At 55.7% G+C, this 18,632-nt stretch carries 18 protein-coding genes; 8 read left to right on the top strand and 10 right to left on the bottom strand.

From position 1 onward, the window contains the following. Positions 1-194: 194 nt before the first annotated feature. Both ACYUCQ_RS15085 and ACYUCQ_RS15080 read left to right on the top strand, forming a co-directional pair. Positions 195-1,367, top strand: coding sequence for a site-specific integrase (locus ACYUCQ_RS15085; RefSeq protein ID WP_460255382.1), 1,173 nt, complete (start codon positions 195-197; stop codon positions 1,365-1,367). A 169-nt stretch (positions 1,368-1,536) separates the two neighbouring features. Then, positions 1,537-1,767: a WGR domain-containing protein gene (locus ACYUCQ_RS15080; RefSeq protein WP_460255381.1), complete on the top strand. Its 231-nt coding sequence runs from the start codon at positions 1,537-1,539 to the stop codon at positions 1,765-1,767. 428 nt (positions 1,768-2,195) lie between these two features. Here the strand turns inward: ACYUCQ_RS15080 and ACYUCQ_RS15075 are convergent, their stop codons facing one another. The 5 genes from ACYUCQ_RS15075 to ACYUCQ_RS15055 all read right to left on the bottom strand — a co-directional run bounded on the left by ACYUCQ_RS15075 (position 2,196) and on the right by ACYUCQ_RS15055 (position 8,938). Continuing rightward, the gene (locus ACYUCQ_RS15075; RefSeq protein WP_460255380.1) at positions 2,196-2,426 is read right to left on the bottom strand and encodes a hypothetical protein; all 231 of its coding nucleotides are present in this window, start codon (positions 2,424-2,426) and stop codon (positions 2,196-2,198) included. A gap of 321 nt (positions 2,427-2,747) precedes the next feature. Continuing rightward, positions 2,748-5,132 carry a UDP-forming cellulose synthase catalytic subunit gene (gene bcsA / locus ACYUCQ_RS15070; protein ID WP_460255379.1) on the bottom strand — a complete coding sequence of 795 codons (2,385 nt, stop codon included), beginning with the start codon at positions 5,130-5,132 and terminating at the stop codon, positions 2,748-2,750. Then, the gene (bcsZ, locus tag ACYUCQ_RS15065) at positions 5,014-6,138 is read right to left on the bottom strand and encodes a cellulose synthase complex periplasmic endoglucanase BcsZ (protein WP_460255378.1); all 1,125 of its coding nucleotides are present in this window, start codon (positions 6,136-6,138) and stop codon (positions 5,014-5,016) included. Before bcsZ ends, bcsA begins: the two co-directional genes overlap by 119 nt. Further along, positions 6,135-6,854, bottom strand: a complete 720-nt coding sequence (gene bcsS / locus ACYUCQ_RS15060; RefSeq protein ID WP_460255377.1) for a cellulose biosynthesis protein BcsS — start codon at positions 6,852-6,854, stop codon at positions 6,135-6,137. The genes bcsZ and bcsS overlap by 4 nt, the downstream gene beginning before the upstream one ends. Continuing rightward, entirely contained in the window at positions 6,851-8,938 is a 2,088-nt protein-coding gene (locus ACYUCQ_RS15055; RefSeq protein ID WP_460255376.1) for a cellulose biosynthesis cyclic di-GMP-binding regulatory protein BcsB, read from the bottom strand. Before ACYUCQ_RS15055 ends, bcsS begins: the two co-directional genes overlap by 4 nt. Before the next feature lie 336 nt (positions 8,939-9,274). Between ACYUCQ_RS15055 and ACYUCQ_RS15050 the strand changes: the two genes are divergently transcribed. Further along, the gene (locus tag ACYUCQ_RS15050) at positions 9,275-9,862 is read left to right on the top strand and encodes a transposase (protein ID WP_460255375.1); all 588 of its coding nucleotides are present in this window, start codon (positions 9,275-9,277) and stop codon (positions 9,860-9,862) included. Positions 9,863-10,077: 215 nt separating this feature from the next. Here the strand turns inward: ACYUCQ_RS15050 and ACYUCQ_RS15045 are convergent, their stop codons facing one another. The 3 genes from ACYUCQ_RS15045 to ACYUCQ_RS15035 form a co-directional block, all read right to left on the bottom strand. Next, complete coding sequence (locus tag ACYUCQ_RS15045) at positions 10,078-10,443, bottom strand: helix-turn-helix transcriptional regulator (RefSeq protein WP_460255374.1); 366 nt, start codon at positions 10,441-10,443, stop codon at positions 10,078-10,080. Between the two features lie 134 nt (positions 10,444-10,577). Continuing rightward, complete coding sequence (locus ACYUCQ_RS15040) at positions 10,578-13,511, bottom strand: EAL domain-containing protein (RefSeq protein ID WP_460255373.1); 2,934 nt, start codon at positions 13,509-13,511, stop codon at positions 10,578-10,580. 90 nt (positions 13,512-13,601) lie between these two features. After that, the gene (locus tag ACYUCQ_RS15035; protein ID WP_460255372.1) at positions 13,602-13,955 is read right to left on the bottom strand and encodes a hypothetical protein; all 354 of its coding nucleotides are present in this window, start codon (positions 13,953-13,955) and stop codon (positions 13,602-13,604) included. 405 nt (positions 13,956-14,360) lie between these two features. On the opposite strand from ACYUCQ_RS15035, the gene ACYUCQ_RS15030 reads away from it, so the two are divergent. After that, on the top strand, positions 14,361-14,570 hold the full coding sequence (locus ACYUCQ_RS15030) for a hypothetical protein (RefSeq protein ID WP_460255371.1): 210 nt from the start codon (positions 14,361-14,363) through the stop codon (positions 14,568-14,570). A gap of 52 nt (positions 14,571-14,622) precedes the next feature. Here the strand turns inward: ACYUCQ_RS15030 and ACYUCQ_RS15025 are convergent, their stop codons facing one another. Next, positions 14,623-15,765, bottom strand: coding sequence for a hypothetical protein (locus ACYUCQ_RS15025; RefSeq protein WP_460255370.1), 1,143 nt, complete (start codon positions 15,763-15,765; stop codon positions 14,623-14,625). Between the two features lie 210 nt (positions 15,766-15,975). Between ACYUCQ_RS15025 and ACYUCQ_RS15020 the strand changes: the two genes are divergently transcribed. From ACYUCQ_RS15020 to ACYUCQ_RS15005, 4 genes are all read left to right on the top strand, one after another. Continuing rightward, the gene (locus ACYUCQ_RS15020; RefSeq protein WP_460255369.1) at positions 15,976-16,554 is read left to right on the top strand and encodes a PEP-CTERM sorting domain-containing protein; all 579 of its coding nucleotides are present in this window, start codon (positions 15,976-15,978) and stop codon (positions 16,552-16,554) included. A gap of 468 nt (positions 16,555-17,022) precedes the next feature. Next, positions 17,023-17,403, top strand: coding sequence for a hypothetical protein (locus ACYUCQ_RS15015; RefSeq protein ID WP_460255368.1), 381 nt, complete (start codon positions 17,023-17,025; stop codon positions 17,401-17,403). 202 nt (positions 17,404-17,605) lie between these two features. Continuing rightward, positions 17,606-17,953 (top strand): type II toxin-antitoxin system RelE/ParE family toxin, encoded by a 348-nt coding sequence (locus ACYUCQ_RS15010; protein ID WP_460255367.1) that lies wholly within the window; start codon positions 17,606-17,608, stop codon positions 17,951-17,953. Beyond that, positions 17,950-18,234: a helix-turn-helix domain-containing protein gene (locus ACYUCQ_RS15005; protein ID WP_460255366.1), complete on the top strand. Its 285-nt coding sequence runs from the start codon at positions 17,950-17,952 to the stop codon at positions 18,232-18,234. The genes ACYUCQ_RS15010 and ACYUCQ_RS15005 overlap by 4 nt, the downstream gene beginning before the upstream one ends. Before the next feature lie 56 nt (positions 18,235-18,290). Here the strand turns inward: ACYUCQ_RS15005 and ACYUCQ_RS15000 are convergent, their stop codons facing one another. Beyond that, positions 18,291-18,623 (bottom strand): ribbon-helix-helix domain-containing protein, encoded by a 333-nt coding sequence (locus tag ACYUCQ_RS15000; RefSeq protein ID WP_460255365.1) that lies wholly within the window; start codon positions 18,621-18,623, stop codon positions 18,291-18,293. Between the last annotated feature and the right edge of the window lie 9 nt (positions 18,624-18,632).

Genomic DNA, 18,632 nt, shown 5'->3' with positions numbered 1-18,632 from the left:
TTTATGGCCTATGTATTTGTGATAAGGATAGTTGTCGATAATACATAAAACTGCTAGTTTTTCGCTCTCATCTTGTCGCAAAGCCCAGCCTGGTCGCCTCCCGCCTCCCGCCTCCCGCCTCCCGCCTCCCGCAGCGCCGTCATCTCACCATCAAGCCAAGATCGTATCTCGTCACCACGCCGGAGACCCGCTCAATGCCCGCCCCACTCGATGTCCCCCCGGCTCCCGATCCCAGCGCCGATACTGCGTCGCCACCACCTACCATCATCGCCGACGCAGTCCCGTCCGCGGTAGTGCCCGCACCCCGCGACGCCGCGACCCCTGCCGACATCATCGGTGACGCGGTTAGCATCTGGTTCGATGGCATCACCATGCCCGTGACGCTGACCGGTGACGGCTCCCTCGCGGCAGCTCGGCAGGCGGCTGCCGACTACGCAAGGCGCGCCAAAGCCGACAATACCCGTCGCGCGTATCGGGCCGCCGTTCACGCCTGGTGTAATTGGTGCGATCATCACCAGCTGTCGCCGCTCCCGGCCTCCGGCGCTGATGTCGCCGCCTTCCTCGCCGCTGAACGCGGGCGCGGCCTGACCCCCGAGACCCTGAAATTACGCCGCGCCGCCATCCGCTACCTGCATCGCGCAGCCAATCAGCCAGTGCCAACCGATGATGTCTGCGTATCGGACACGCTGGCCGGGATCCAACGCGAGGCCGCAGGGCGTGGCGAGATGCGGCGCAAGAAGGTCGCTGCCACTGCCCCGATCATCCGACGGCTGATCGCGCCGATCCAAGATGATCTGCGCGGCCTGCGCGACCGGGCCGTAATCCTGGTCGGATTTGCCGGTGCGCTGCGGCGATCCGAGTTGGCCGCCATCCAGATCGAACATCTTGAAGCGACCCCGCGCGGGATTCGAGTGATCCTCCCACAAACCAAAGGCGAGCAGACCCAGCCCGTCACCGTCCCGCTCCCCTACGGCGACACGGATCTATGCCCAGTTGCCGCCCTTGAGCGGTGGCAAGCGGCCGCGCAAATCAGCACCGGCCCGTTGTTCCGCCGCATTTGGTTGCCTCCCCAGCGTCGGGCCATCACCGCGCAGGCCGCGCCCCCAGCAATGCGGCTCGGCACCACTAGCCTCACCGCGCAGAGCATCGCGCTAATCGTGCAGCACCGGGCGATGCTCGCCGGGTTCGGTCAGCGTGATCTGGGGGGGCACAGCCTCAAGCGCGGCGCGCTGACCAGCGGTATGGAGGCCGGCGCCCATCCCGCGCGGCTCAAGCGGCTCGGTCGGCACAAATCGTATGCTATGCTTGGCGAATATTTGGAGTTTGGTGATCTGTTCGAAGGACATCCGCTCAATGGCATCCTGTAGCAATCGGCACACCCCGCATTCACGAAGACTGCGTCAGGACGGAGTAAAAATCGCGTCCGAAGCGGCCCAGCCGATGCGCCGCGAGGCTATCATCCGGCCCGCGTCGCGCCCACGCTCTGTTCGAGACGGCCGCGCCGGCGCGAGGCAGTTGACGCTGTTTCCGGAGGCCGTGACCCTCACCCGGATCCAGCCCGTTTTGAACGAGTGGCGCTACTATCAGATCGAGATCCAAGTTGATTTGTTCGGCACCATTATCCTGGTGCGACGCTGGGGGCGGATTGGCTATACGTGCCGGACACGGCTTGACCCGCATCGGGATTTTGGGAGTGCCCTAGATGCGCTGGCTACCCTCGCCCGCCGCAAACGTCAGCGCGGTTATCAGGATCAGCAGCCCGTCTGATTGAGGTGCGGCCTGGAGTCCGGGCAGTTATCCACAGAACTAGGGATAAGCCTGTGGATAAAGGGCCTGGACTTTCCAAACATAACGCACAACCCTAGAGAAATATTAAATTATTAATACACGTTTACCGCGAAAAATGATTAGGCTCTTCTTTGTGGCAATCGCGGTGCCAGGACCGTACCATTGATAATGAGGCCGTAGGGTTCGATTTGCGCCATCGATTCCTGCTCTCGCAGCTTGGCGACGTGGTTATGCTAATGCCGATCGAAACCGCGCCGATGCAGCGCGCGGAGGGCTGAACCACCATAGCCATAACAGCAACAAAAGGCTGTTTAATTTTATGGAGATCAGAACGGCATCATTTCCAAATTAACGTCGCCCACGTTTGCACCTCAGCGCAGGATCCCCCTCTGATCTAAAACGGCGAATCAAGAAGCGCGGCGGCCAAAGGGTTCGACAATCTTGTCAGATCTCGTGGACTCATGATCGTCTATCGCTTCTGATAAACGCGAACGTACTGACTCAACGATCAACTCAAGCGCACGCCCGTTTCCGGCCTTGAACCCTTCCTCGTATCCAGCTTTGTGGCCTAGCATATAGGCCTCTTCAAAAATAGCATCGAGGCGCGTCTTGATTTCTGGCGGGATAGAGACGGACATTGGAAACCTCCGGACGATTGAGATGTCGATTTATACTAAATTTTAAGAATAACACAATCAAAATTCAATAAATAAATATCTTATTTTATCTATAAAATATCAAAAATAAGACAAATAAAGCTGATTGGTTTGTTTGCTACCAATGATCATAAAATCGAGAAGCCAAAGATCCACCAGCTATTCGAATAGATCCCCCGTTCTCTGGATAGTCCGAATGAGCCCTGTCTATATGTGCGACAATTGAGCGATCCGCCCAGGGCAGTCCCTCATAGTCTCGGCCTGATGGCTAACCCAAGTCGGCGATCGTTGCGGGTCGAGATGCTACCGGTTAACGCTGGCGAGCGGATTGTCAGATTCCACGCGATCTGGGGTTTTTCGCCGGCGTCCCGAGAATTTGCGGATCACACGGACGCGGATCAACCGGGTCGAGAGCCAGATGAACCGGGAAAAATTGATCGTTCCGACCTGCACCAGGAACGCGAATGCTCGAGCCGCACTCAACCCGCCGTGTCGCCGATTGACGCGTGATACGATTGTAGCGCTGTCGCCAAATGCGAGCATCACCGCGTAGCGTTCATCGGCAGCTGATTCCAACTCATAGACAAGGCCGATCCGGCGTAATGCGCCGGTGCCTTTAGTGTTGCGTACCCGCCCCAGCAGACTCATGCCCCGTCTGCGGAAAAACACCTCGATATAATCACCGACCTTGAAGGGCGGTAAATCAGGTGGCATCAAGACGCTGGCACCGTGCCGCGACAGATCATAAGTCTTGGTCGTGTGCCATGGTCCGGTATTAATGCGGATCCATACCGGCTCGCGGCGCACGGCGCGGGGGGTTGATCGCGTTTGTCTGCGCTCAGACAGTGCTCCGAGCACATTCATCAATGTGATGGTATCGAGGAATACCCAGAGGCCGACCAGTATCAGCGCGTCGCGAAGATTGGGCTCGGTGAGCAGGCGCCATGCCCCAAAGATCACCGACACAAAATTGACCAGCGTGATGATGTAAAATGGCCAGATTAAGCTGGAGACGAAATCCTCCTCAAGGAATTCGCCTTTTGGCGTGACCTTGAAGGTCGGTCGGTTTGGATGACGGATTACAGAAAACACCCCAAAGGCGAGAAAAATCGACTGTGCGGTCTCATAGACTTGCGAGAAGAACGGCCAGCGGACCTGCCCGTAAAAATACTGGCTGTTGATCAGAGTCGCCGCATAATATGGCGCGGCGAAAATCAGTAACTCGCGTGGAGTTGTCACCGCAACATTGATCCCGAAGAATAGAAAGGCAGGAGGCATGGTCAGTAGGATCATGCGCGCGATCGGGAACAGCCAGTAAAAGGCGAAATTCGTGAACATCAGCCGTTGCATGAACCGCAACCCGGGCTTCAGCCAGACATTTTCCAGAATGAAAATTTGCACCATGCCCTGTGCCCAACGGATCCGCTGTAGGATGAAGCCGCTGAACGTTTCCGGCTGTAAGCCTGAGACCATCGGCCGATTATAAAAGGCGGTTCGCCATCCCGCCGTCAGTGCCTTCACCGATGTTTCGGCATCTTCGGTGATGGTGCGTCCAGAAATCCCGCCGATTTCATCAAGCGTGGCGCGGCGCATCACGGCAGCTGAGCCGCAGAAAAACGCAGCTCCCCAAAAATCCAGGCCCGGCTGCATGACCGAGTAGAATAGCTCGTTTTCTGAGGGCATGTTGCGGAAGGTGCGCAGATTTCGCTCGATTGGGTCTGCCGTCACGAAATTATGAGGCGTTTGCAGGAGAAACAACCGAGGATCATCGAGGAAGAACCCAACGGTGCGCCGCAGGAAATCCTCGGTTGGCACATGGTCGCAATCAAGAACGAGGACCAGGTCGCCATTGATCGATGACAGGGCTGAATTGAGATTGCCGGCTTTGGCATGCTCGTTACGTGCGCGGGTGAGATACTGCGCGCCGAAGCGTGACGCGATATTTTTCAGCGTGGTCGCGCGTTCTCGAGCGGCAAGACCGGCGGCACCGGGCTGGGCGCATTTTGCATCGGTTCCACCATCATCGAGGATATAAACTGTCAGGCGATCCGCGGGGTATCGCATCTGCGTCGCGGCGATCACCGTGGTCTCCACGATCGATGGGTCTTCGTTGTAAGTGGGCACCAGCACATCGACCCTGGGAAGATGTTCCGGATCGTCGGGAAGCGCGCGCGGACGTCTTTGCAACGGCATAGCGTTAATAATCTGACCCAATAGACTGGACACGATGCCATGACCTTCGGCGGCTAAAAGCAGAAATGCCAAGAACACATCGATCCAACCATAGCCGTAAGGCATCGTGTTGTTGAAGCGCCAAGAAAAATAGCGTGCGGTCAGGATCACGGTCAGCAGGCTGACCAGGGTGCGCGCGTAGGGATTCCGATCCTTACGCCTATATCCGCCATCGATCCGATAAATAAGAAAGAGTGCGCTGATAATGGCGATCTGACTGATCACTAGGCTGATCCCAAGCACCGGGACCATACCAGCGGATACCACCAGCATCAGCAGCATCACGGCAGCTGTCTCCAGCAACTTGCCGCGAACACGCGGTTGATCGATTGGTGCTTCAGTCAATAAGGATGCCTCCCCGATCAAATCGGATCCGGCCGGTGAACGCCCCGATCCCGAACAAGAGCAGATTTTCCGCGTAGTAAGCTGATTTGCCCGGCAGGCTGCCATCACCATCGAGTGCGTGGCGCACCCGTGCAATCTGTTGGGTCAATGCGGGCTCAATGCCAAGCCGCTGCAGATAGGGAACCAGCGCGCCAGAAAATCCGGCGTTGGCGTTACCATGATATTTGCCGCTCGCCACGATCACGTTGATAGGCGGGACTGCTCTCTCCCTCATGATCCCGGCCATGCCGGTCAGATGCGCGAGAATCTCAGGCGCTCCTGGCATCGTCGGTGGGTTCATGCCGGCCCACAGATAGCAACGGATCGCATTATAGCTGCCGATTTTGGTGCCAGGATAGCCGGTCGGGTGTGATAGTGTTCCCGGCAGCCAAGACCAATCAGGGGCAAAGCCGTTAACAGTGGTCGCGCGGATCATTGGGACAACAGCGTCAGCCAGATCTGCCCAATCGCGATTTCCCGTCATGGTCGCCAGTCCCCGCGCGAGAAATAGCGGCGTGTAGCTCGGATTAACCAGAACCGGGCTCCGCCTGGGAAAATAATCAGCCCCGGGCAGCAAGACCCGACCGATCTGCGTGATGGCAGTCTCCTGCTCGATGATCGTGCGGACGAGGTCGATGGCCAAGGAGCCATAGTCATGCCGCTGCCAGCGCATACCCGCCAGAGCGATCGTATAGGCCAACCAAGAATCGGCATCGGCAGCCGAGTTGCTGCCAAGAACGCCCCAATGTTGCCCCGTCTGCCGCCCCCATTTCCAAGCCGGCAATTTACGACCGAGTTGGCCGCCAGCGAGATTGGTGTCAGTCCAGGAAAGAATTTTCTTGAACAGCGAGCGGTCATTATCGACGAGGCTGAAGAACAGGGCGTAAGCCTGCCCCTCGGAGGTGGTGATGCCGTCATTCTCGCTAAAATCGATCACTCGCCCTTGATGGTCGATGAACCGGTCGCGATACGCGTTCCACAAGGTGACCCACGACCAATCTGCAGCACTGTCAGCCATCTCGCCGGTGAGGCCATTGGTGGCCGCTATGGTCAATAGGAGGTGGCGTCTCAGCATCATCGCAATGGCAATGTCACGCCGAGCCCGACATAGGGATGGTAGCTTCCCGGGATGTTGGTGATCGCACCCAGCGTTCCGGAGAGTTGAAGTCGATGCGCGATATCGGTGCCCAGTCGCAGGCCGATCGTGCGGTTCCGGTAATTGGGGCCGCCGCCCATATCGAACTCCGGTCCGAATGTGAAGTGTGGTGCAATCTGGTATTGGGCATAGGACGTAAACCAGTAGCTGCGTAGGCCAGTCAGATAACCGCCATTGACCACCACGGACAATTTGGGTGCGATCGGCGCCATGACCCAGAGCGATGGTTCCAGAAACCCCCTACCCCCATGAACCGCGCCAGCTGGCAGATAGGGCGACAGGCTGGTGTTGGCATAGCCAGCGGCCAGAGACAGGTTGGTGTTTACCCCCGCGATTGAGAACGCATAGCCCAAACCAAGGCTAGCGGAGGGCTGTAGACCGGTGAACCGGGTATTGGACTGGGTGAAGCTGTAGCGGCTCACGCCGATGATCGGGGCCAGGAAAAATCCCTGGCCGAGACGACCTCCCCAAACGGGATCGATCAGCCCAAAATACCCATAGTCCGATGCACGGCTGGCCTGTGCGCCACCGATCAGCAGCGACTGCGCCACCGCGACGTCCGGTGCAGCGATAAGCACAAGCAGACCGGGCAGCAGGGTGAGCAGAACCGGTTGGATTCTGAGGGTAACCCGGCTCATGACGCGCCACCCGGTTTCTTGCCAGAGCTATTGCGTTCCGCATATCGCCGATTGAGCGCCTTACGGACCACAAGGACAGTCACCACCAATAGCGCTAGGAAGCCAAGCAGCGCGATGATGATGTTACGGGTGGCAAAATAGCCGATCCGACCGGCAACGCTCTCAACCTTGAGATTGGCGGGAGCGATCGCCAATGTCTTGGTACCCGGCTCGATCACTGCAACATGCCCGCCGAGCTGTGACCAGTGCGACCATCCAATTAGCGTATCCACGCCCGATTTAAGCGACGGCCCGGTTTGGGCCGCCACCACAATCGTCCCAAGCTTGCCCGACGGGATCATGGCGACATAGGTGGCGTCGTGCTTGCTGCTCACCGCGACCACCGGTCCAGTTGGCGGGATCGAACCGGACATCCCGCGGCTCGGGCGATCGGTAGCATTGTTGATATCGACCATAAGATGTGATGGCGCCGACGCGCTGGCGCCCGTGATAATGCCGGTCTTGGCGACAATGGCAGCAGGGATCGCGGCCAATTTGCCGATGATCACCGCCCCTTCGATCGGTGCACCGGGTTTGAGCATCCGCGCGTGTAACGTGATTCCGGAATCCGTCTGGGTGATCTTCGCCGCGAGCGTTGCTGCCGCGGACAGGACCGAGGGTGAATTGCCTGCGAGTAGTAGCCGATGCGGCAGGATCTGAGCATAGCTCAATTCAGCCAGATTATCCGGGATCAACCGCGAGCCACCAGCAATCCTGACCGTGCTATCGTCAAAGAGAGTGATTGGAATGCCCTTGCTATATCCCGCCGAGGTGCACTCGCCGCCATGCACGGGTTGGTGGCGCAACGTGCCACGGAAAACCAGCTCGTTCTTTCCTGGAACCAGGACGTGCGCCGGCACTGCAATCTTATAATCGGTATAGACCCCCCCGATTGATCGGTTAAGCGGAACATTGCCTACAAAAATACCGTTGACATAAACGCCAAGCAGATTGTCCGGCGCCCCACCTGCCCCGTAGACGAGATGCGCCGTAATCAGCGCGCGACCGCCCCAGTAATCGTTCCAGAACGTTATAGGGCCAAATTCCACGTTCGGCCCAACCAGGGTCGAGGTCAACGTATGCAGGTCGAGCAAGGACTGATCGAGGTTATCAGATGGCGTGGTCTTTTGATGATTGAGATAGGACGCGGTTGAAATCGTCGCACTGTTGGCATCGGGCCATGAGAATTGTCGGGTTCCGAGCAGCCGAGCGGCGACCATCACCGATTGCGGGGAGCCGCTAATCCGTATCAGCGTGCCACCATTCGCTGTCGGCTTTATGGCAATCTTGGCGTTGGTCGAATTCTTCGGGTTCGTCGATGATGGACTGGGCGCGAGAACAATTACTGCCCGCGAGGGCGGGTCCGCGATGTCAGATTGCTGACCGGTCAGCGGCACGACATCGATCTTCACCGGCACGTAATCATAAAGGCGAGCGATCCCTTGCGCAGCGGCGACGATAATATCCGGATGCTGGCGGGCCACCGCGTTATACAGGATTGTGACCCGCGCATCCTTCTGTAAGCTGTGTTTGTCGAAAATCCTACCGAGATCAGCCAGATTGCGAGTGATCGGGCGCGGCACCGACACGATGGTGACGGTCGAGAGCGGCGACAGACGCGTCCAGAGAGACGGTTCGTCAAACTTCTCGCAGATCTGACCCGTCGTCTGCACCACACGCAGCGTCACCACGTTATAGCCCGGCGTGAAGAACTTACCTGGAATCGTGATCGTCTGGTTAATCTCAGGCTGAGATCCATCTAGCGACAGCGTCGATGCAGGATTACCATTCACGCTCACCAGGATCGATGAACGTTTCTCCAACAGACTCGGGGAATTGATGCCACGCAGATGCAGCGTCACGCTGGTGAAGCTGCGGTCGTAAGGCTCGGGTATGGTAATCTGGGCCGAGGAGATTTCGTGTTGGAATGACAGCGCGCCACCCCCCTGAAACCAAGTGATGCGATGATGGATCGTCAGCTGGTCAGGCACCGGTAAGGGCGACATTTGAGCGTCGGCCTGCGAGAAAAACAGCAAAGCTGACATGATGGAAATCAACAGCAATAACAATTTTCGGCATATCGTGGAATTCAGGCAGTCATTTGATCGGCATGGGTTCAGAAAATCCAACACTGCTCGTGATATCATGCCTGCGCTTTCATACGTCGGGTGAAGCTGGATCGCTGACGCCGAATCGACCAGCTTGGTTGCTTGTAGAGAAACTCTATTGGTCGTTCAAATACTCCTATAAGAAAGTATGCTGATGTTTCCTGGCCCATAAACGGCCCCATATAGCCATTCGAATTCTGGGGCGATCTGTCGCGGATGGGTATGTGCTTGGCTGTTGAACCGTCGATCTGATCTGTGCCCCCTGTTGAAGGGGTGGCTGCGCCCAAGCAGCGTAACACCGAAGCCGAAAAGGCCGCAGTGAAGGATGGCAAGACGGCTGCCGAGATCTGGCTGGACGATCCTGCCAAGGCGCGGCCGACTGCCGATGGCAAACCGCAGGCAGACATTGCGATCCCAAGCTTTGGCTACAAAAGCAATATCTCGATTTGCGGCACGTTCGGCTTCATCCGCAAGGGCAAGACCACGGATGGTGCGCGCTACGACGGGCGCATGCTGCGCGATGTGGTGACAGGCGACAACACCGCTTCGGACGTCTGGGCGGATACCGCCTATCGCAGCCAGAGCAACGAACGATGGCTCAAGGCCCAGGGCCGGGTTAGCCGCATCCACCGCAGGAAGCCCAAGGGGCGCCCGATGCCGGAGAATGTCCGGCGCGGCAACGCCACCAAATCCAAGGTCCGCGCCCGGGTCGAGCATGTCTTCGCGCATCAGAAGGCGAAAATGGGCTTGTTCATTCGCACCATCGGCATCGCCCGTGCCGAGACCAAGATCACGTTGGCCAACCTCGCGTTCAACATGCAACGCCTGATCTTCCACGAGCGGCTGACCACGACAGGATAGCTGCGCCTAAAATCACCAAAAAACGCGGAAAAACTGAAGCATGAAGGCATAAACCCACTCGTTCCCGCGACTCCACGCCCGCAACACAACAAACCGCTCAAACCATCAGGTTGATGGAGGTGCCCAGGTCGCTACCACATCCTCCGCCGACCGCCCCAAACCGAGAAGTCGCTTGTGTTTTACGCCGGCACGTGCATGGGGTTTAATTTTTGACGCTATTTGACGTCAACAGACCGGAGTAGAGCCATAATTTTTTTCTTAATATCATCGGGCGCTGCTTGAAATTTTTTCATGAAAACAATGTGTCCAGAGGCAAAGGCCGGTTCAACCACTTCTGTGCCTTCGGAAAATATATTTTGCTGAAGAACGGCATTAATTTCGCTATAGCGTTTTTTAGCCGGAAAATTAATGCCGGCTTCCCAAAATGATACGGTGGCTCGCGTTACGCCGAGTAAATAAGCGACATCCGCTTGGTTGAGACCGACTTGCATCCTCGCTTTTCGAAAGCGATCTGTCCACGAGTCTTCTGAGGATATTTTGAGAGTTTCACCCGAGCGCCGCTTGTGTTTTTTCTGTCCCACGTAAACATCCCTGATCAAAAAATTGAGACATGGGTTCTTGTTCGGTGTTCTATTTCTGGTTGTAGAAATTGCCTCGGACTGCCTCCCTCCGATTCAATGATCATGACGGTGTCAGGCGACGAGATCAAGATGCATTAAGGTGGGCGGCTCTCCGAGACTCGCTGACATCCTTCCCGCCTTGAAGGTTGGATATTATTGTTTATCGTAATATTTTGCTTCAAACGAGCACGTATGGCGTTTGCCGACAAGGGGCGACCGAAAAAATAGCCTTGCACGAAAGAAACGCCCTGTTGGGTAACGAAATCAAGTTGGCCCTGGGTTTCGACCCCTTCGGCCGTAACAAGAAGATTCAGGGCCGTCGCCATACCCATAATGGCCTCGAATACCGGCTGGCGGTCATCGCGACTTCGCACGGTTGATATGAATTCTTTGTCGATTTTGAGAAAATCGAAGCGAAACGTATTCAGATACGATAGTGAGGAATAACCCACCCCAAAATCATCCAGAACGAGACTGACACCCAACCCTCTCAGGTCCTGCAGGGTCCGTATGTTTGCTTCATGATTGGCGACCAGAACGGACTCAGTCACCTCGAGTTTTAACCGTTTCGCCGGCAGCCCCGATACCCGCAAGGCTTCCTTAACCACCGATACAAAGCCTCCAGGCTCCAATTGGCGCGGCGAAACATTGACCGAGACCATCACTGAGTCTGGCCACTCGAGAGCCGCCACACAGGCACGATGCAAAACCCACGTGCCGAGTTCACGAATAAGACCACTTTCTTCCGCGATGGGAATGAACTGGGTTGGTGAGATGAGGCCGCGATCTGGATGACGCCAGCGAAGGAGAGTTTCGACGCCCACAATCTGTTGGTCTGATAGCTGCACGATGGGCTGAAACATCAGTTCAAACTGGTTGCGCTCCAACGAGATCTTGAGTTCCCGCCGTATATTGCCTCTCAACTCGAATGCATTCTGCATCTGCGGTTGAAATAGCTGATAGCTGCCTCGGTTCGATTTTTTTACCTCGTGCAGCGCGAGATCTGCCTGCCGGTAAAGATCCTTAGGGGTGCTATCGGGCGTTGAGATCGCGATGCCGATCGACACGGTGCACGACAACATATGCTCGTCGAGTTCAATCGGGTTTTGGATCGCGGCAATAACCCGATCGGCGAACGCCATTACACCCTTCAAGTTCCGGATCCCGGTCAGCATAACGACGAATTCATCGCCACCGGTCCGCGCGAGAATGTCTGTTTCCCGCAGACACGACTTCAAACGGGTTGCAATCTCGATGAGGATGCTGTCGCCAACGGTATGGCCATAAGTATCGTTGATTTCCTTGAAAAAATCGACGTCGACAAAAAGCAGTGCAACCGAGTCCACTGGATTTTGTTGTGATAGGTGAATTTCAAGTTGCTTGACCTGTGTCTCACGGGTGACAGCACCCGTCATCATGTCATGCGTGGCAGCATATCGTAGCTGCTGTTGTGCTGCACGGCGCTCGGTAATATCCCGCATGAAGAGAGAGATTTCATCGTCGTTATTAACGATGGCTACCTCTAGCCATAGATCAGTAGGGGGCCAGAAAATCTCCATCGGCCGACTTGTCTCGTTTTTGAGAGCTTTGCCCACCGTGCACCTGATTTTCCTTGCATGGGCTTCGCCAAATAGATCGCTTAATGTCTTCCCCTTGAGGTCGCCCGACAATCCGAGCTTGATACCAAATTTTTTATTGGCAAAAATCACACGCTGATTGCGATCGCATATGATGACCGCATCGCTGGTTGCTTCCAGCACCCGAAACGCAGCCGCTTCCGCAGCCCGTCGGGCGGTCTCGGCAAGATGCCGGTCGGTCACGTCTTCAAGCGTGCCATACCAACGAATAATTTTACCGCGATCATCAAAGCGAGCCGAAGCCCGCGCGCGGAACCAGCCATGATCACCATTCGCCAGACGTAATCGATATTCGGTATCAAGCCGTGTGCCAGATTCAAGACAATCTCGCCACGCTGCAATGATCGCTGGGCGATCTTCCTCGATGACCGCCTCTAGCCAACCATTGGGCAGTGTCTGATCAAGAGGGATGCCGGTAATGATATGCCACTGCGGCCCGACCTCGATAATCGCGCCATCCGGTGCGGCGAGCCACGGGATTTGCGGATGGAGTTCAACCATATGGCGATAATGGTCTTCACTTTCTCTGAGAGCCGTTTCGATCTGCCGATGTTCGGTGACATCTTGAGACGTCCCTCGGAGACTGAGAATCTGCCCGTCAGGGCCGACAATAGGCTCCGCGTAGGTTAAAATATTGCGGATCGAGCCGTCGGGATAGACGATCCGATATTCCGATTTGATCGCCGTCTTTGTCTTCACCGCTTCATAAAAGCGAGCCATCACGGCCTGGTAATCGTCGGGATGAAAAATTTGTCGCATCCGCTCATAGCTGACCGGCTCGTCCCGAGGCCGCAGTCCCATCATCCACCAGACTTCGGCCGAGAACCATAAGCAGCGCTTCAACAAATCCCACCGCCAGGCGCCCATTCGGGCCAACCGATGCGCGGCCGCGAGCTCGTCACCTTTTTGGATCAATTCGTCCATGAGGAGGGACAACCGCCGCGCGTCTTCCTCAGCCCGAATATTTTGCGCTTTCAAATCTTCAGCCAATTCGCGCAGACGTGTAATATCCATCGTCGTGCCCACCATCCGCAGAGGACGACCGGTGGCATCATGCTCGATGATCTTGCCGCGGGAGATGACCCATTTATAGGAACCGTCGCGGCAGCGCAGGCGATGTTCGACCTCGTACATCGTGGTCTCACCCTCGCAATGCGCTTTGATCTGGGCCTGGACAAAAGCGAGATCGTCAGGATGAACTCGCTTGTAACTCTCCTCGATATGGCTGAGTAAAGGCATATCGTCATACCCGAGGATCGCAAGCCAACTGCGCGAATAACGAATCTCGCCAGTCAAAATGTTCCGATCCCAAACGCCAAGACCGCTGCAGTCGATCGCCTGCAACCCGATATCCGAAAAGTCATCGACTTTTCGGCCGTTGAACGCCGTCATTAGGTTTCCAATCTAGCAGGGGCCAGTGGTCGTTTTATGTCTGATATTGTGAGATTTTACCAAGACACGGCGTATTATCGCCATTTCCGACTAATTAAAAATGTCAAAAATGAATGCCAGAAACCCAAAAATCAAAGCCCAGATCATAACGGATATTATGAGAGCGCTTAAAACGCCACGCGCCTCTCTGAGGTTGTCTTCGACGAGACCGTCGCCCGCGAAATTGTTTGAACGATCCTTTGCGATCAGGCTGCTCAACTCAGTCCTATCGACTTGGTTTCCTCGTAGCAGATCATAGAGGGCAGGATTTATATCGTTCATCCTTCCCGGACGACGACGATCCACCAATACGTTTGATTCACCCGGGCGCCCGTGTCCGAACGATTGTTTGCCCCTATTACGCGAATCCATACCCAACCCCCTTTGTGAATTGATTTTTTCCACAACCTTAATATCTTTTTACATGTCAAACAACAACTCTCGGTTGTCAAGCTCTCAGCGGGGTCAAATTCGATGTTATGTTACATTTCGAGCCACGTCGGAAACCATGTTTGAGCCTTAAATTTCAGAGATTGCCCTGGCATTCTCTCCCATGATCATCCGGCGTGTTGAAGACGACAGCGGGGCATTGCTGGCAATGGTTGGTCGCGAAATGCAGCGCGGCAGCCGTCGTGGCGGCAAGGCGCATCTGACGAAGGACAGTCTCGCCACAGCACCCGCCCCGCGGCGCCAAAATTCACCCGATCATGCATTCGATGTGCTAAATATCACATCTTTGCGCCCGCCAACGCGCTATTCATCATCTCAACGCTGCACACCCCGAACCACACCCCGCCAGGAGCAACCGCCATGAACGCCATCGCCCTCACCCCCGCCGTCACCAGCACCACCACCGCCCTTCCCGTCAAGCCTTTTCGCACCGACGCAAAAATCGCCTTTTCGCGCCCGCAAACCATTGTCGATCGTGATTTCGACATCTCGCACCGGATCAAATATTTTGGCACCTTGGCCGCCACCGCCGTCACCCTGATCACCGGCGCTGTGTTCCTGTTCATGTAATTGTCGCGCCACACCAATCGCCGCGCCAAATTTCGCACCGCTCGCGAGCGCCCTATAGCCCGAATTTCAGCTCGAGCGCCGCACGGAGCGACAAGGTGGCCCCTTGCGCCATCAGCGCGGCACGAGTTTCCGCAGGCAGCGTGCCCGCCACCGCCGCCGCGTCGAACTGTGCCATCAGCGCATCCCATACGCGCTGTTCGATGGGCTGCATCGTCTCTTGATGCGCGGTCCAAAAATTCTCGGTGTGTCCCGCGAGTTGTGCCGCCACCGCCAGCGCGCCCGCCCGCGCTGCCAGCAGCGCTAAGCTGCCGGTGAAGCATGCGCCGATATGGTGATCCTCCAACTCAATGACCAAGGGCACCGCCTCCCGCGCCGCCTGCGCTGCCGCCGCATCATCCCCCGCCAGCAGCGCATAGCTGGTCAGGTTCAAAAGGCTATAGGTGAGACCATACCAGTCACGTTGGGCGCGGCTCAGAGAAACGTTGCGCTTTGCGCTCGTGATCGCACCACCATAATCCCCAAGTTTAGCCTGGAGTTCAGCGAGGTTGCCAGAGACATTGAGCACACCGTTCTGGTCGTTGAATTTTTCGTAGATCTCAAGAGAGGCCGCAAAATCCCGCCGGGCCGCTTCGATCACCGTCGCGTCGGAACCAGCGAGATATTGATAGGTTGCGAGGTTGCTCAGCATCCCCGCTTGGATCAGGTTTGGCTTGATGATTGGCAATATCGCCCGTGCCGCTTCGGCAGATCGTCGCGCCCTAGCTTCATCGCCCGCGCGGAGGAGGTAAAATGAAATCCCGGATGCTGCCAACCCGGCCATGGGCCTGTCTTGCAGCATCTCATACAGAGCCCGCGCTGTCTCAGAGGTAGTCGCCTGCGCCCGCGCACCCGCAGATGGGTTAAACGAAAGAGATAGCCAAAGCCGGGCAGCATCTTTGGTCGGCGTGTCGTGCGTCAGCTTGGTAATCGCCGTTCGCACAAAAGCGAAATAAGTGGGCCTCGCGAGCAAAGCCTGTTGTCGCAGGGGCTCCAAGCGGGCCGCGAGGGCAATCGCCAGCGCGTCATCCCCCGCATCGCTAAACACCCACTCCAGCGCCGCCAGCAAATTCTCAATCTCTGGCTCAATAGCAGCCCGCCAGATCAGCGTGTCCGTGTCCCAATAGCGATCCTGGGCCGCACCAAACAATGTGACCATGTATTCGGCATGGGCGCGGCGTACGGCATAAGGAGGAGTCCTCCGACGCGGGAAGATGTGTTGAGATCGACAACCCAGCGCCATTGATTTGTCGGAAAATTTTACACCAACCCAAGCGCGAAACCTTAACTCATTGTATAATAATAAGAAAATATTTTGGCATGATTCGTGCGTGCATATGTGTGTTAACTCACTCTTGAGGAATTGAAAATGAAGAAACTACTGATTGCGTTCGGCTTAGGCTTGTCTGCCCTCATTGCTTCGCCATCGAACGCGTTTGCAACGACGCTCGCGGCGCCGCCAATGTTTAATGGCCAGATCAGCATGAATGGGGGTGGAAGTTACACCGCCAGCGAATTTACCTTCAATGGTTCGGGCAATATTGTTTACGATACCGCCTATGGTAGCTTTGCGCCCGCATTCACGCCTGGATGCAATGGATGTGTCGCATTGTCGAATATCTCGCTCACTAATTTTACGCCCGAGACGATTTACAGCGCGACCTTAAGCGGTGAAACAACCACCTTTATTTTGGACTCTTTCTCGTATAGCGAGACGGCTAGCGGTTTCTCGTTGGCCGGTATGGGCTATGCAACGTTGACCGGCTACGCGAATTCCCCTGGCTTCTTCGAGTTGACCAGCCAAGGGGGGGAAGGCATGAACGTGTCATTCTCTTCGACAACGAACGTCCCTGAGCCTGGCTCCCTGTTGCTATTGGGAACTGGGCTTGTGGGTTTAGGTTTACTAGCCAAAAAGCGCCGCAAAAATAATTTCAAAAAGACCGTTTAATTTCTCAAACTATTTTCATTGTGAACGGAAAACCGGCAGAAACCAAAATTTCTGCCGGATTTTCTGATTACAATGATGACTAAATGACTCCATATAGCCATTGACCCAGCGGCTACTCTGACCCTCTCGGTCCTATTGATGCGCACTAGTCGCTGCTTTAATAATAAGAGATGATATTGTTCATCGGTAAGCTATGATCGCTGGTAAAGAAAAGTTGATACCCAATGAATCACTCTGGCAGCGTGATGGCGCTGATCGATATCGGAGGGTGGGTGGTTGTGAGGTTGTGTGTGATTCCAGTATGTCGGGCTGGAGAGCGATGGTGCCAGTTCAACCAATAAAGCTGACGCCAGTCTGGCAGAGCCTTATGGTCGCTGATCGCGTACGGCACTTTCAATCCGCCACCGCTGCAATCGAAGCGGTTGAAGCGTATCTAAGTTTTCCGTCCCTCAGCGGATCATAAAATCAATGAACGAAGCCATCCCACCCAAAACAGACCTCGTGATCAATTTACACGAAGATAAACAGAACATTACTATACTAATTCGAAATGAAAATAAAATCACCCTCGACGCGAAATCTCTAAACGAATTGATCAATCTTTTGTCGAAGATCCGCTGCCAAATGGTCCCCCCTGCAAGAGCTGCAGATGCAGCAAAGCCCGTGCAATTGTTGACCGATAGCACTAGTCGGCTAATGGTCGACCGCGCTGCTCATGACGCTAATTCGATCGTCATCGGCGTTTTTCATCCTGGGCCGGGATGGATTGGTGTGTCATTAGACAAAGTAGCGGCTGCTGGCTTTAGGGACCAAATAGAATTTGCGGCGAGACTAGTTTCAACCCATTAGGCCGGTAAACGGTCGCGTGTCTACGCTCTCGGCCATCTCCCAGTTTAGTGGTCGTCTATTGCCGTGGCCCTTTAGCGGCCACGGTTTCCGATCTGATTGTGCTTATTCGACTATGGGTGCCAAGCGTCCGACGCCCTCCGATCGACTGACGGATAGCAGGAAATGGCTTGCATGATTATATAAAATTTTATATAGCATAATTATGCTTGATAGCCTCGCACCCAAGCCCGCAACATTCCTGGGCACCTCGTTGGAAGACCTCCGTGCCTTCCCAGCGTCAGCCCGCAGGGAAGCTGGCTACCAACTCGACAAGGTACAAAACGGAGAGCCGCCGACCGACTGGAAGTCCATGACCGCGGTCGGGCCAGGCTTGCAGGAAATCAGGATTCGGGACGAAGCAGGCGCGTTCCGGGTGATCTACGTCGCGAAGTTCGCTGATGCGGTCTACGTCTTGCACTGCTTTCAGAAGAAAACGCAGGCGACGAGCAAGGCCGATCTGGATTTGGCGGGAAAACGCTATCGGGATTTGGTGAAGGAGTTGAAGATATGAGCGAAAAACAGACCTTTGTGAGCATCTGGGATGCCATTGAGGATACCCCGGCCGCAGCTGAAAACATGAAGCTTCGCTCTGCGCTCATGCGAGCGCTGGAAGCACATATCCGTGCCAAGGGATTGAGCCAGGCCCAGGCCGCCAAGCTGTTTGGCGTCACGCAGCCGCGTGTCTCTGATCTGCTACGAGGCAAAATCAACCTATTCGGCTTGGATACCTTGGTGAACATGGCCGTGGCGGCCGGCCTGCACGTGGAAATGCGCTTGCGGGAAGCAGCTTAAAAAACGAATGGCTGTTATCAGGTAAACTGGGTTATTTCGAACATCTCCGCCATGATTCACATTTTTTGTTTCGGCGGAGTTTGGGCATGCTTTATTAAGAGGTCCGAAATCGCTTCTGCCAACAACGATTCAGTTGTCACTTCTTTATCGACCGCCAGGGTCTTGAGCTTCTTGTGTGTGGTTGGGTCTAGTGTGGCTGTAACTTTTTTCTTCCCTGCCCGTGTGGCCGCATAAAAGCCTGCCGGTCGTGGTGCAATGTCTGGTTTAGACTGGGCTGATGTCAGTGCCTCAGTTGCTGAAGAAGCCGGAAGTGCCGCTACCATGGGAGATGGATCAGCCTGAACGGCTTGGCGCATGGTCTCGGCGAGGCTGGGGCGCTTTGCGTTCATAAATGGTTC

This window comes from Acidiphilium sp. MT5, from assembly GCF_054767495.1.
This window is presented reverse-complemented; position numbering and strand designations above follow the sequence as displayed.